General features: G+C 69.3%; 9 protein-coding genes. 7 read left to right on the forward strand and 2 right to left on the reverse strand.

All coding sequences use genetic code 11. The features are described from left to right. The first annotated feature begins 36 nt into the window (after nucleotides 1–36). The 4 genes from ACSYGO_RS36490 (at nucleotide 37) to ACSYGO_RS36505 (ending at nucleotide 4109) form a co-directional block, all read left to right on the forward strand. Nucleotides 37–1911 (forward strand): rhamnogalacturonan lyase, encoded by a 1875-nt coding sequence (locus tag ACSYGO_RS36490; protein WP_460389184.1) that lies wholly within the window; start codon nucleotides 37–39, stop codon nucleotides 1909–1911. A gap of 994 nt (nucleotides 1912–2905) precedes the next feature. Continuing rightward, complete coding sequence (locus ACSYGO_RS36495) at nucleotides 2906–3208, forward strand: hypothetical protein (RefSeq protein WP_460389186.1); 303 nt, start codon at nucleotides 2906–2908, stop codon at nucleotides 3206–3208. After that, a complete protein-coding gene (locus ACSYGO_RS36500) occupies nucleotides 3205–3414 on the forward strand; it encodes a hypothetical protein (protein WP_460389188.1) in 210 nt (69 codons plus the stop codon). The genes ACSYGO_RS36495 and ACSYGO_RS36500 overlap by 4 nt, the downstream gene beginning before the upstream one ends. 248 nt (nucleotides 3415–3662) lie before the next feature. Continuing rightward, nucleotides 3663–4109, forward strand: coding sequence for a hypothetical protein (locus tag ACSYGO_RS36505; RefSeq protein WP_460389190.1), 447 nt, complete (start codon nucleotides 3663–3665; stop codon nucleotides 4107–4109). 330 nt (nucleotides 4110–4439) lie between these two features. On the opposite strand, the gene ACSYGO_RS36510 is transcribed toward ACSYGO_RS36505, so the two are convergent. Continuing rightward, nucleotides 4440–7118: a cellulose binding domain-containing protein gene (locus tag ACSYGO_RS36510; protein WP_460389192.1), complete on the reverse strand. Its 2679-nt coding sequence runs from the start codon at nucleotides 7116–7118 to the stop codon at nucleotides 4440–4442. A 136-nt stretch (nucleotides 7119–7254) separates the two neighbouring features. Then, a complete protein-coding gene (locus ACSYGO_RS36515) occupies nucleotides 7255–10170 on the reverse strand; it encodes a glycoside hydrolase family 48 protein (RefSeq protein ID WP_460389193.1) in 2916 nt (971 codons plus the stop codon). A 252-nt stretch (nucleotides 10171–10422) separates the two neighbouring features. On the opposite strand from ACSYGO_RS36515, the gene ACSYGO_RS36520 reads away from it, so the two are divergent. From ACSYGO_RS36520 to ACSYGO_RS36530, 3 genes are all read left to right on the forward strand, one after another. Next, nucleotides 10423–11916 (forward strand): cellulose binding domain-containing protein, encoded by a 1494-nt coding sequence (locus tag ACSYGO_RS36520; protein ID WP_460389194.1) that lies wholly within the window; start codon nucleotides 10423–10425, stop codon nucleotides 11914–11916. A gap of 34 nt (nucleotides 11917–11950) precedes the next feature. After that, nucleotides 11951–13666, forward strand: coding sequence for a glycoside hydrolase family 6 protein (locus ACSYGO_RS36525; protein ID WP_460389196.1), 1716 nt, complete (start codon nucleotides 11951–11953; stop codon nucleotides 13664–13666). A gap of 244 nt (nucleotides 13667–13910) precedes the next feature. Continuing rightward, nucleotides 13911–14819 (forward strand): class I SAM-dependent methyltransferase, encoded by a 909-nt coding sequence (locus ACSYGO_RS36530; protein WP_460389805.1) that lies wholly within the window; start codon nucleotides 13911–13913, stop codon nucleotides 14817–14819. The last annotated feature ends 23 nt before the right edge of the window (nucleotides 14820–14842 follow it).

Below are 14842 nucleotides of genomic sequence, written 5' to 3' on the forward strand. Positions count from 1 at the left end.
GACGGAATCCGTCTGTCCTCCCAGGAGGTACCCACCGTGCAGCACCCGCACAGGCAGCACCGCAGACGCGTGATCGGCTCGGCGACGGCGGCCGCGGCGGCACTCGTCGCCGCCGGACTCACCGCCCTCGGAACCGGAACGGCCGAAGCCGCCACGGCCCGGCAGGTCGAGTCCCTCGACCGGGGCGTCGTCAGCGTCCACACCGACAGCGGCAACCTGGTCAGCTGGCGCTGGCTGGGCACCGACCCGAACGACGTGTCCTTCAACGTCTACCGGGCCGGCACGAAGGTGAACCCGTCCCCGGTCACCGGCTCCACGAACTACTTCCACTCCGGGGCGCCCGCGCAGGCCGACTACACGGTCCGCGCGATCGTGAACGGCGTGGAGCAGGGCGACTCCGTGCACGCCGTCCAGTTCCGCACCGGCTACAAGGACGTGCCCCTCACCCCGCCCGCCGGCGGCACCACACCCGACGGAGTCGCCTACACCTACGAGGCCAACGACGCCTCCGTCGGCGACCTCGACGGCGACGGACAGCTCGACTTCGTCCTCAAGTGGCAGCCGACGAACGCCAAGGACAACTCCCAGTCCGGCTACACCGGCAACACGATCGTCGACGGCATCAAGCTCGACGGAACCCGCCTGTGGCGCGTCGACCTGGGCAGGAACATCCGCTCGGGCGCCCACTACACCCAGTTCCAGGTGTACGACTACGACGGCGACGGCAAGGCCGAGGTCGCCATGAAGACGGCGGACGGCACGACGGACGGCCGGGGCACGGTGATCGGCAGCTCCTCCGCGGACCACCGCAACTCCAGCGGCTACGTGCTGTCCGGACCCGAGTACCTGACCATGTTCAACGGCGTGACGGGAGCGGCCATGGGCACCGTCGACTACGTCCCGGCCCGCGGCACCGTCTCGTCCTGGGGCGACTCGTACGGCAACCGCGTCGACCGGTTCCTCGCCGGGACCGCCTATCTGGACGGCAGCCGGCCCTCGTTGATCATGGCGCGCGGTTACTACACCCGGACCGTCGTCGCCGCCTGGGACTGGCGCGGCGGCGCGTTCACCCGGCGCTGGACGTTCGACACCAACTCCTCGACCAACAGCGGAAAGGGGTACGACGGACAGGGCAACCACCAGCTGTCCGTGGCGGACGTCGACGGCGACGGCAAGGACGAGATCGTGTACGGCTCGATGGCGGTGGACGACAACGGCTCCGGGCTGTGGACGACGAGGAACGGCCACGGCGACGCGATGCACGTCGGCGATCTCGATCCGTCCCGCGCGGGCCTAGAGGAGTTCAAGGTCGACGAGGACGCCGGCAAGCCGTCGTCGTGGATGGCGGACGCGAGGACCGGCGCCGTCCTGTGGTCGACGGCCGCCGACGGCGACAACGGCAGGGGCGTGTCCGGGGACGTCTGGGCGGGCAGCGCGGGGGCCGAGTCCTGGTCCTCCAGGGCCGACGGCGTCCGCAACCCGAAGGGGACCGTGGTGGCGAGCCGCAAGCCGGGCAGCGTCAACTTCCTGACCTGGTGGGACGGCGACCCGGTCCGTGAACTCCTCGACGGCACCCACGTCGACAAGTACGGCACGTCCGCCGACACCCGCCTGCTGACCGGCGCGGGCGTCCACGCGAACAACGGCACCAAGGCAACCCCGTCGCTGTCCGGAGACCTGTTCGGCGACTGGCGCGAGGAGGTCGTGTGGCCGACGACCGACAACACGGCGCTGCGCATCTACTCGACGCCGTACGAGACGACCACGAAGATCACCACCCTGCTGCACGACACCCAGTACCGCACCGCGCTGGCCTGGCAGAACACCGCCTACAACCAGCCCCCGCACCCGAGCTTCTTCCTGGGCGACGGTATGCCGACGGCTCCACGGCCCGTGGTGTACGCGCCTTAGCTGGCCTGAGCCGGGAGAACTATCTCTAGCTTGCCGCCGGAGGCGGCGGTCGCGCAGCCCGTCATCGTGGCCGTCGCCTTCGCGTGTTTGATCTCCGGGGAGGAATTGGGGAGATCTATTTTCAGAGGTCGCCTCAGGTTCCTCAGGGGCCTCGTCCAGCTCGGCGGACACGAACCACCCGATCGCCTCACGAAGTAGTGGAAGCCGGCGCTCGCCGAGGCTGGGCTCATCCCGGCGGCCGAGGTGACCTACGTCGAGCCGAAGCAGGGCAAGAACCCGTGGCCCAGGAACCGTGGGCCATCCCCAGGCGATGATGCTCATGTCCCCTCCTGAGTCAGGTGCTGCCACCGGTACGCGGAACACCGCCGCGTGCCACACTGCCTTCAGGCCCCGCCGGCCCCCCCGTCTCGGTGGGGCTCCCGCATGCGGTTATGCTGCCGCCACTTTGGGGGGTGTCGCGGGTGTGGCGTCGCTTGGTTCGAGCTGCTCAGACTGCTTGGCGCTGGTTCGGCATGTTCTGCGCAATCATGTTCATTCCGGTCTTCGTCGGGCTGCTCGTGGTGGGCTTTCTGTACGGCGACGGAGACCAGGCTGGGCCAGCGCCCACGCCCCCCAAGCCCCCGGCACAGTCGCCGTCGACGCCCATCGATTGGACGTTTCTGGGGTCGGTGTGCGCGGATGGCTGGCCGTCGGATTCGATCGGTAGCCGGGGCGCGTGCAGTCATCACGGGGGCGTGGCGGGCAGCTACCGGGGATCGAACGGCAGCGAGGCGGTCTGCCGAAACCGTCCCCCGCGAACCGTTGAGGAAGTGGACCGACAGCTGGCCAAGTTCGGCAGGATCGTCTGCTGACTGCCGAACTCTCCCCATTCTGGTTGCGGCCCCTCCCGTCTGTCGCTGGTGACAGCGCCATCCTGGGACGTCCGGTAAAGCGGGGCCGCCCAACGCTGCAGCGTTCAATGAACCCTGTCCGCTCGGCTGCCGCTACTGGCGCCATGAACCAACGTTCAGCCTTGCACCGGCCTCAACTTGACGCGAGTGCTCGTGCATGGCCTGACTCAGGCAAGCGGATCCTGAGTGGCTCGGCGTTCGCGGTCGATCCGGTCATTCCACGCGTCTACGTGACTGCGGGGGGATGTTGCTCGTACTACGACGGCGTCACCGTCACCACGCCGGGCGACCTGGACATCGACCACCTATTGCCGCTCGCCGAAGCCTGGGACTCGGGCGCCTGGGCCGTGGAGCGGCGCGGGGCCTACGCAACGACCTTGACGCCGACCGCAGTCTCGTCGCGGTGACGGCCCGCGCCGACCGTTGCAAGGCTGATCAGGACCCCGTCGACTGGCTGCCGCTGCTACTCGACGCCCGCTGCACGTATCCCGCTGACTGGGTTGCGGCGAAGCTTCGCTGGCAGCTGACCGGCGACGATCGGGAACGCGAGGCCCTCGGCACGCTCGCCGCGGACTGTGGGCAGCGGACGGTGGAGTACGAGCTGGCGCCCTGACCCGAGCTCGGGGCAACCCATACATCGGCATTCCAAGGATACTTCCGGTATTGATCACCACATGTGGCAGAACTGCGACAAAAAGCAGTCTTAATCCCTCCCAAAACTAGGGCAGATTACCGCCCACGCACTAACAGGGAGGGGACGCCATGGCTGCAGGAGGAACCGGGGGATCGGGGCGTGGGCCACGGTGGGGCAAGTGGGCTAAGCGGATCGTGCCGCCTGCCATCGGAGCGATCATCGGAGTCGTGGGTACGGCGATCATCAACCCGGCAGACAGGGACGCTCCGGTCGCTGCTGCCGAGGCGCCTAAGCCAACAGGGAAGATCACCAGCCTGGACGGGAGGGCAGTGGGACAGAGCGTCATTCTGAAGGGGAGCATCCAGCACGTGCCGAAGGGCTACGCGCTGTGGGCGTTCGTCGAGGTGGACAGCAACCACTTTTACCCCACCTTCAGTTCGTGCAACATCGACGACAACGGGATCGACTGGCACTGCCCGACGGTCCGGCCGGCCAACTCGGCGGACCCGAAGGACACTGCCGTGACTCTGCATGTGGCCCTCGTCGATGCATATGGCGCGGAGGCGATCGGCCGATACCGGCAGAAGATCCAAGCAGGTATGAAGGCCGATGCCTTCTCGGACATGACCCCTGGAGCCATCGAGATCGATGATCAGGCGGTCGTGACCAAGTAGTCCGGCTGCCGGGTCCCGCACCAGGGCAGGTGCGGCATCCGGCAGCAGCCGCGAAGCGGTTGTGTGGCGACCGTCAAGGGTGCCTGGGAACGGCGTGTCCGGAACGCTCTGTGGTCATAGCCCGGCTGTGCTTGGGGCGATGCCGAGGTCGGTCATGCCCCAACGTGATGCCCGGCGCGGGGGCTCGCTGCTGTCAGGGCGCGTTCTCGGCGTCGCCCATGTGCCGCACCGCGCCGTGATCCGCTGAGGCGGCGCCCGCGGAGAACGGGCCGGGGCAGCCGCGCGATCCCGTCGCGCGGCTGCCCCGGGCGTGTCCGGATCCCCGGCCGGTCAGGTCACCGTGCAGGTCCGGTCGTCGAGCCGGAACGACGTGGGTTTCGTGTTCGAGCCCGTCCAGCTGCCCGTGAAGCCGAAGCCCACCGACGAACCCGGTGCCACGGTGGCGTTCCAGCTGACGTTCCGCGCGGTCACGGCCGTGCCGTCCTGGGTGTGGTCCGCGTTCCACAGCTGGGTGATCCGCTGGCCGTCGGGGAACGTCCAGCCGAGCGTCCAGCCGTCCCAGGCGCTCGTGCCGGTGTTCGTCAGGGACACGTCCGCCTGGAAGCCGCCCGACCACTGGTTGGTGATCCGGTAGGTCACCGCGCAGGCACCCGCCGGTGTCGGATCGGTCCCGCCGCCGTCGCCGCCGCTCGTGCCGGAGGTGTCGCCGTAGACGATCCCGCGCCCGTTCGTCGACACGTACACCCGCCCGTAGACCCGCGGGTCGCCGGTGACGGCCGCGCCGGTCCAGCCCCACTGGTGAGCCTCGTCGTTGATGCGGGTCCAGGTCGCGCCCTTGTCGGTGGACCGGAAGATCCCGCGCACTCCGCCGATCTTCGCGCTGGTGTAGAGCGTCTGGTAGGAGGCGCCGGTGGCGGCCTTGCCGAAGCCGATGGTGTCGGCCTGCTCCACGCCGGCCAGCCTGGTGAAGGTCGCGCCGCCGTCCGTCGAGTGCCACAGCCCGTACGCCCCGTCGCTCGCGCCGCCCGCCAGCCACACGTCGCCCTTCGTGCCGGGCAGTGCCTTGAAGCGCACGCTGTCGCCGCTCGGCAGTCCGCTCGCCGGGGACGCGGTGAAGGTGGCGCCGCCATCAGAACTCACGTAGAACGTGCCGGACTTGAAGCCGTAGAAGGTCTTCGGGTCGGCCCGGTCGGACTCGACCCGCGCCCCGGCCGGAATGCCGGAGGACGCCGACCACGACGTACCGAACCCGGTGGTGTACTGCACCCCGGTGCCGGACGGGCTCCACACGAAGCGGCTGCCGTCCGAGGCCGCGGCGACCGTGCCGCCGCCGGTGACGCCCGAAGGGTCGGTGCCCGCGAACCAGTTGGCGCCGTTGTCGGTCGAGAAGCCGATGTGCGGGCCGGAGTCGAGGTCGCCGACCCGGACCACCGTGTTCGGGTTCGTCTCGGCGTAGTCCAGGCTGGTCGTGGTGGTGAGGTTCGGCGAGGTGTACATCATCGAGGGGACCTCGGTGAGATCCGTGTGCCGGAATCCGCCGATGTCACCGAGCGCGCTGAGCAGCGGAGCACCCGACGGGGGAGAGGCGAGGTCGTTGACGGCCGTCTCCTCCAGTCCCCGGACCATGGGCTCGACCGTGAACCGGCCCCCGGTGTCCCAGTCGGTGAGGTTCTCGGTGCCGTAGATCGTCGCGCCGGTTCCGTACATCATCCGTGCGGAGTCGAACGGGTCGATCTCCAACGCCTCGGTCATCCAGCCGAGTTTGGGGGTCTGCTCGGGCGGTGCGGGATTCGCTCCGAAGGTCAGCCAGGGCACGGAGGAGACGTCCATCGTGTAGCGGTTCGAGCGGTTCGGGTACGACGTGTAGTCCCAGGCCTTCGTCCAGGTGCCGCCGCTGTCCGTCGACCGGAAGATCTGGGTGTCCGGCCACCAGGAGCTGTACGCCGTCGCCATCACGGTGCCGGGGTGCTGCCGGTCGACGGTCAGTCCGCTGAACCCGTAGTAGGTGTCGGCCTCCGCGACCGGGCTGATGTCCGTCCAGGTCCCGCCGCGGGTCGCGTACCGCCACAGCCGGCCCTTGCCGCCGTCGTACGGTCCGCCCTTGTCGCTGTAGGCGAGATACAGGTAGCCGTTCGCCGCGTCGAGCACGCCCTTGTGGGCGAGGTGGCCGGTGGGCTGCCCCGCGAGCCGGGACCAGGTCGTGCCGCCGTCCGTCGAGCGGTAGACCGCGTTGTCCTTGTCGGCGACGCCCACGTAGACCGTCTGCGTCGTACTGCCCTTCGTGCCGGTCGACTCGTCGAAGGTGACCCAGACGATCCCCTGATTGTCGGAGGCGTAGCCGCTGGTGTCGGTGGCGTCCTGGACGTAGTTGCCGGCGTTGGGGAAGGCGGTGACCTGCGACCAGCTCGCCCCGGAGTCCGTGGAGCGCCACAGCCCCTTGCCGCTGGGCGCGCCGAGATACAGCACGCTGTTCCTGTTGGGGTCGACGGCCAGCCGCTCGCCCATCCCGCGGCCGGGCATGTTGCCGCCCAGCTTGAACGGCAGGTCGGCCTTCTGCCAGCTGGCGCCCCGGTCGGAGGAGCGCAGCACGGCGCCGTCGGTCGGGTCCCAGCTGTTCGTGTACGTGCCGACCGCGGCGTACACCTTGTCCGGGTCGACGGAGTCCGAGGCGAGGCTGACGACTCCGGTGTGGCCCCACTCGTCCCAACCGACCGAGTCGAGCAGCGGCGTCCAGCTCTTGGTGGACTCGACCCAGCGGTAGGCGCCGCCGATGTCGGTGCGGGCGTAGGCGAGGTTCTTCTCGGAGCGGTTGAAGACGATGCCGGGGACGAAGCCGCCGCCGTCGATCCGGGCGTTCTTCCAGGTGTAGGTGTCCGCGGCGAGCGCCGTCTGTGCGGTGTCCGGGGAGCCGGTGGCCGTCGGGGCGTCCGCGGCGAGTGCGGGCGGGGTGCCGGCCAGTAATCCGGCCGCGAGCGCGAGCACGGCCGTCAGATTGCGGGTTCTGCGCACGGTGGGGTCCTCTCCGGGGGAATGCGGGGGGAGGGAAAGGCGCGAAGGCCGGGCGGCCCTCAGTGCGGGTGAGGGACCGCCCGGCCGGGGCCCTGCCGTCAGGGACAGGGCCGTGTACACGGAGCCTCAGCGGGGACTATTCGAGCAGCTCCGCGTACGAGCCCATGGCGAGTGCGATGTCCGCCTGGGCCCAGAAACGGTGGTACGTGAAGGAGGGCGCGGCGCCGCCCGCCAGATAGCTCTCGATCTTCGACCAGGCCGGGTCGTTCTTGTAGAAGGACCGGAGCGAGGCGAAGGTCGAGGAAGAGTTGATCTTGTCGCCGTTCGGCATCGTGCCGCTGAAGCCGCTCGGGACGTAGACGCCGTCGTCGAAGCGGTTGTAGTCGGCGCGTGTCTCCGGGACGGCTATGCCCAGACCGTCCTGGTAGTTGCTCCACATGCCGTCGAGGAGCGCCTTCGCCGTCGTCTTCGCCTGGGCGTTGCCGGACTTGGCGGCGTAGTACGACAGGGTCTTGGCGTACGCGGCGGCCACCCCGACGTCGTTCGTGTAGTCGGCGACGGTGACGTGAAGTCCGCTGTTGGCGCCGGGACTCGACGCGTTCCAGGTGTCCGGGGCGCCGGACCACTGGAGGGTGGACGGGATCTGATAGGTGCCGTCCGGGTTGACGGTCGTCTTGGACAGCGCCCAGGAGACCCACTTGTCGAGGATCGCCTTGGCGCTCGCGTTCCCCGTCTGCTGGTAGTACTCGGCGACCCGCTCCATCGACCACGCCTGGAAGCCGAACCACTGGTTGGACGGCGGGTCGTGGTACACCGGTTGCTGGTCGTAGTACATGCCGTAGAAGGTCGGGGTGCCGGCCGGCGGGGTCGCGTAGCGGCCCGCCCAGCTGTTGGTCGCGCCGCCCGCGATCGCGCCCTCGTCCGACTGGAGCCAGCGGTAGAACTCCAGCTGCCGGCCGAGCGACTTGGCCCAGTCCGCCTGTCCGGTGGCCGACTTGGGCTTCAGGTCGGCGTTCGAGCTCAGCGCGTAGGCCGCCAGCGGGTTCTGGTAGCCGCCGTGCGTGTGGCTGGAGCCGATCCGCCAGGCCCATCCCGCGGAGGTGTCGGTGGCGCCGCCCCACGCGTAGTACCAGGACAGCAGGTAGTGCGAGGCGTCCTTGCCGGTACCGGCCGCGCACGTCGACGGGCCGACACAGTTGCCGATCTTCTTGAAGTACTTGTCGTACATGGCGTAGCGCAGATAGTCGCCCATCTTCGCGGCCTTGCCGACGGTGCTGGACACGTCGCCGCCCTTGCCCTGCGCCTTGGCCCACACGTCGGCCCAGTACGCGGCCTGCACCGCGCGCGCGTCGGCGTCGGGCGCGTCGGTGTACTTCCACTGCTTCGCGTACGACGAGTCGCCGGTGAACAGGTCCAGATACCCGTTGGTTCCGCCGTACTTGAACGCGTCACAGGTCGGCTGCGGCACCGTCTCCCACACCGACTCCTGCGCGCCGCGCTGGAAGGTGTTGATGTAGGAGGGGCCGGTCGCGGTCGGGCCCGCCTCGCACTTGCCGGGCTCGTCGCCGTAGCCGTACACGTTGTCGACGTCCTGGAGCCAGTGCATGCCGTACACGTCGTCCGTGCCGTACGCGCTCTTCAGCTCGGAGGCGATCGGGTCCGGTCCCACGGAGACGCCGGTGTCGAGCTTGGCCGGGTACTCGTTCGGGGTGTCCAGCTCAGGGGCGTACGTCGCCGGCTTCGAGGCGTTGTAGAAGGAGTTCGTCGGCTGGTCGGCGTGCGTGGGGATCATGTACGTCTCCATGGTCTGCCACGCGGCGTTGAACTTGGACCAGTCGCCGGTGACCTTCCCGTACATGGCCTGCAGCCAGATCAGATAGCTGTACGCCTCCGACGTCGTCTCGTGTCCCTGGTCCGGCGCCTCGACGATCAGCGTCTCCACCGAGTGGTAGGGGATGCCCTCGGGGGAGAAGTAGCCGTTCGCCGGGTCGGTGATCTTGCCGTAGAGGTCCAGGAACCGCGCGTCGTACGCCTTCGAGGCGGCCAGTTCCGTCACGGTGACGGTGGCCTTGGTGTGGCCGGTGGCCGAGGCCGTGAAGGTGGCGGCGCCGGTGCCGGAGGCGTCGGCGGTGATCGTCACCTTCTGCGCGGTGTTCCAGTTCGACGGTGTGAAGGTGAGCGAGGAGCCGCCCGTGACCGACAGGCCGGTGTTGCCGTCCGTCCGGGCCACGGCGACCGTCACGTTCGCCGACGGCTGGGTGGACAGCTTCACGTCGAAGGTGCCCGTTTTGCCCTGCTGGACGCCGAGCTGGGAGGGCGAGGCCACCACGGCGGGACCCGAGGCGACGGTGATGCCGACCGGCGTGGAGTCGGCGGACGCGCCGAGACTGTCGTACGCCTTCGCGATCAGTGAATGACTGCCCACGGTCAAGCCATTGGCCGACAGCGTGTACGGCGAGCTCGTGTCGGTGCCGAGCAGCGTGGTGTCGTCGTAGAACTCGACCTTGCTGACCGTCGCTCCGTCGGCGGCGGCCGCGGTCGCCGCCAGCGGCACGGCGTCGCCCTGGGAGTAGACGGCTCCCGCGGTGGGACTGGTCAGCACGGTCACCGGCGGCTGGTGCGCGCCGGCGCAGGTGGTGCCGTTGACCGTGAAGGACGTGGGGGCGGTGTTGGTACCGCTGTACGTGAACTGGCCGCCGGTGGTGACGGCGGCCCCGGCGGCGATCGTCCCGTTCCAGTCCGCGTTCTTCACCGTGACCGTTCTGCCGGACTGGGACCAGGTGCCGTTCCAGCCGTTGGTGAGGGTCTGGTTGCCCGTGTAGGCGTAGCTGAGGGTCCAGCCGGCGATCGCGTCCGTGCCGCGGTTGGTGATCGTCAGATCCGCGGTGAATCCGGAGCCCCAGTCATTGGTCCTGTAGTCGACGCTGCACTGAACTGCCGCTGCGTGTGCGGGAGTTGTACCCGTCGCCAAGGTCGTCAGGGGGAGTGCCAGGGCCGCCACGACAGCGGTCCACAGACGTCGCGACGTGCGACGTCCCGGTCTGGGGAGCATGTGCTGGTTCCTCCTTGCGGCTCGGAGAATGGGGGAGGAGCAACAAGCCTTGAACCAGTGGGAGCGCTCCCATAGTGGAGAGCGGGCTGTGAGCGGTCAAGGTGCTCGGTGAGTCGAAATGATTCGATTGATCAACAACGCAACACCTCTGTCCTTTGCGGACACTTGGCGCTAACTTCATCCGCACCAGTGGGAGCGATTCCATCAGTCGACGCGTCCGTCACGACGCGCCCGAGCTGCAAGGAGTCGCTCATGCGACACCCCCCGCGTTCAGGACTTTTACTCGTCGGCGCCGCCGTCGCCCTCGTGGGCACGGCGATCGCGCCGACGGTCACGGCCTCGGGAGCCACTCCCGCGTGCACGGTGGAGTACTCCGTCACCAACCAGTGGGACGCCGGTTTCCAGGGCTCCGTGAAAATCACCAACAACATGGCCTCGGTAAGCAGTTGGAGCCTCACCTTCGACTTCGCCCAGGGCCAGGAGGTCACCCAGGGCTGGAACGCCAAGTGGTCCCAGTCCGGCACGTCGGTGACGGCGGCCAACGAGAGCTGGAACGGCTCGCTGGCCTCCGGCGCGAGCGTCAGCGCCGGCTTCCTGGCCTCGTGGTCCGGGAGCAACACGGCACCGACCGGATTCAAGCTCAACGGCACGGCGTGCAATGTGGACGGCGAGCCGACCCCCACCGATCCACCGCCCACCGATCCGCCGCCCACCGATCCGCCGCCCACCGGCGAGGCGCCGAAGCTCCACGTGTCCGGGAACAAGCTCGTGGACGCAAGCGGCGCCACCCGCCGGATGCTCGGAGTCAACCGCTCCGGCGGCGAGTTCATGTGCGTCCAGGGCTACGGCATCTTCGACGGACCGGTCGACGACGCCGCCGTCGAGGCGATCGCCGACTGGAAGGCCAACACGGTCCGCATCCCGCTGAACGAGGAGTGCTGGCTCGGCCTGTCCAACATCAAACCCGAGTACGGCGGCGCCAACTACATCGCCGCCGTCAAGGACCTGGTGGCCAAGGTCGAGGCGCACGGCATGACCCCGCTCGTCGAACTGCACTGGAGCTACGGCCAGTACACCGGCAACTCCGCCGGCTGCTCCGACGTGCACGCCACCTGCCAGAAGCCGATGCCGGACGCGCAGTACACCCCGTCGTTCTGGGCCTCGGTCGCCGGCACCTTCAAGGACGACCCGGCCGTCGCGTTCGACCTGTTCAACGAGCCCTACCCGGACCGCGCGACGTCCACGACCACCCAGGCGTGGACCTGCTGGCGGGACGGCGGCACCTGCCCCGGCATCTCCTACGAGGTCGCCGGGATGCAGGACCTGGTCGACGCCGTCCGCGGCACCGGCGCCAAGAACCTCATCCTGGCCGGCGGTCTCGCGTACTCCAACGACCTCAGCCAGTGGCTCACGTACAAGCCGTCCGATCCCACCGGCAATCTGGTCGCCGCCTACCACGTCTACAACTTCAACACCTGTGCGAGCGAGAGCTGCTGGAACTCGACACTCGCCCCGGTGGCGGCCCAGGTCCCGCTCGTGGCCGGGGAGATCGGCGAGAACACCTGCTCCCACGGCTTCGTCGACACCGTCATGAAGTGGTTCGACGACCGGAACCTCTCCTACCTCGGCTGGACCTGGAACACCTGGGACTGCTCCTCGGGCCCCTCCCTGATCTCCGACTACGACGGAACCCCCACCTCGTACGGCATCGGGCTGCGCGACCACCTGCGCGCCCTCAACGGATGAGACACACACGTCAACGGATAGGACACCCGCACTCATGAGTCGCACCAGAACAGCGTTACTGGCGAGCCTGGTCCTCCTCGGCGGCGCGACCACGACCGGCACCGCGGCCGCCGTCGTCGCCCCCGAGCCCGGCATCGCCGCCGTCCCCTGCACCGTGGACTACAAGGTGCAGAACCAGTGGGACACCGGCTTCACCACCGCCGTCACCGTCACCAACAACTCGGCCGCCAAGTCGTCCTGGTCGGTGAAATGGTCGTACGCCGGGAATCAGAAGGTGACCTCCGGCTGGAACGCCAGGATCACCCAGAGCGGCACGGCCGTCACCGCCGCCAACGAGAGCTACAACGGCACTCTGGCGAGCGGCGGTTCGGTCAGCTTCGGCTTCAACGCCTCCTACAGCGGCACCAACGCCCTGCCGACCAGCTTCACGCTCGACGGCGTGACCTGCAACGTCGACGACGGTGGCGGCGGCGACCCCGACCCCGGTCCGGACCCCTCCGGCAGGGTCGACAACCCGTACGCCGGCGCCAAGGTGTACGTGAATCCCGAGTGGTCCGCGAAGGCCGCGGCCGAACCCGGCGGCAGCCGGATCTCCAACCAGCCCACGGGTGTCTGGCTCGACCGGATCGCCGCCATCAACGGCGCGGGCGGCAGCATGGGCCTGCGCAACCACCTCGACGCGGCGCTCGCCCAGAAGGGCAGCAACGAAGAGGTCGTCCAGCTCGTCGTCTACGACCTGCCCGGACGTGACTGCGCGGCCCTCGCGTCCAACGGCGAACTCGGCCCGACGGAGATCGACAAGTACAAGACGCAGTTCATCGACCCGATCGCGGCGATCCTCTCGGACAGCAAGTACGCCTCGCTGCGCATCGTCACCACCATCGAGATCGACTCGCTGCCCAACCTCGTCACCAACACCGGCAGCCGCGCCACTGCCACCCCGCAGTGCGACACCATGCAGGCCAACGGCAACTACGTGAAGGGCGTCGGCTACGCCCTGGCCAAGCTCGGCGCGATCCCCAACGTCTACAACTACATCGACGCCGGGCACCACGGCTGGCTCGGCTGGGACGACAACTTCGGCCCGTCCGCGACCCTGTTCAAGCAGGCGGCGACCAGTGAGGGCGCGACCGTCGACGACGTGCACGGCTTCATCACCAACACCGCCAACTACAGCGCGCTCAAGGAGAACAACTTCACCGTCAACGACTCGGTGAACGGCACCACGGTGCGCCAGTCCAAGTGGGTCGACTGGAACCGTTACGTCGACGAGCTGTCCTACGCGCAGGCCTTCCGCAACCAGCTCGTCTCGGTCGGCTTCAACTCCGGCATCGGCATGCTGATCGACACCTCCAGGAACGGCTGGGGCGGCAGCGCACGGCCCACCGGTCCCGGCGCCACGACCAGCGTGGACACCTACGTCGACGGCGGACGCTACGACCGCCGCATCCACATCGGCAACTGGTGCAACCAGTCCGGTGCCGGCCTCGGCGAGCGTCCGCAGGCCGCCCCGGCGACCGGCATCGACGCCTACGTGTGGATGAAGCCCCCGGGTGAGTCCGACGGCTCCAGCTCGGCGATCTCGAACGACGAGGGCAAGGGCTTCGACCGCATGTGCGACCCGACGTACACGGGCAACGCCCGCAACGGGAACAACCTGTCCGGCGCCCTGCCGAACGCCCCGCTGTCCGGGCACTGGTTCTCCGCGCAGTTCCAGCAACTGATGGCGAACGCCTACCCGGCGCTGTAGTCCCGGCGAACGGATGATCCGCCGGGGCCGGGCCGCAACGGCCGGGCCCCGGTGGATCGCGCACCCACCGCGGCGGTCCTCGGCGACGCGGCACCGCACCGCGCCGCCACTCATGGGGACGCCCCGGTCGGACGGAGGACGGACGGGCGGACGGGCCGGGATTTTGCCGTTCGAGCAATACGGCTGGCCGTTTCCGGGAGCGCAGGCGCACGCTGTCGGCATGCCGAACGAGAGGCCCGCGACCATGCCACAGCACCACGACCACACCTCGCACGACCACACCTCGCACGGGCACGCCCCGCACGACCACACCCATGTGGACTTCGCCGACATGCTCCCGCTGCTCGTGCAGGAGGCCGAGTTGTACGCCCCGGCCTACGTCGAGGCCGCGGCCTGGCTGCGGGAGGTACGCCCCGGAGCCGAACTGGTCGTGGACGCGGGCAGCGGCCCCGGCGTCATCTCCTGCCTCCTCGCCGACGCCTTCCCGGCGGCGCGCGTGGTCGCCGTGGACGTGGCCGGATCCCTGCTGGCGCAGGCCCGCGCCCGCGCCGAGCGGCTCGGCGTCGCCGACCGGTTCAGCACGGTCGAGGCCGAACTCGCCGACGGGCTCGGCTTCCTGGACTATCCGGCCGACCTGGTGTGGGCCAGCAGGTCGCTGCACCACGTCGGCGACCAGCGCGCCGCTCTCGCCGGGTTCGCGGAAGGCCTCGCGCCCGGCGGCGTGCTCGCCCTCCTCGAAGGCGGACTGCCCAGCCGGTTCCTGCCGCGCGACTTCGGCATCGGCCGACCCGGTCTCCAGGCCCGGGTCGACGCGGCGCAGGAGGAGTGGTTCGCGAGGATGCGGGCCGACCTGCCCGGCGCGGTGACCGAGCCGGAGGACTGGCCCGCACTGCTGACCGCGGCCGGGCTGCGCCACACGGCGACCCGTACATTCCTCCTCGACCTGCCCGCCCCGCTCTCCGACGAGGCGCGCGCCTTCGTCGTCAGCTCCCTCACCCGGCGCCGCGACGGCCTCGCCGAGGCCCTGGACGCCGACGACGTCGCCACCCTCGACCGGCTGGTCGACCCGGACGACAAGGCGAGCGTGCACCACCGCCCCGACGCCTTCCTGCTGACGGCGATGACCGTCCACGTCGGCGTCAAGCCCGCGTGATCACGAGACTGGGTCGTGTCGTT

Source organism: Streptomyces krungchingensis (assembly GCF_054729265.1).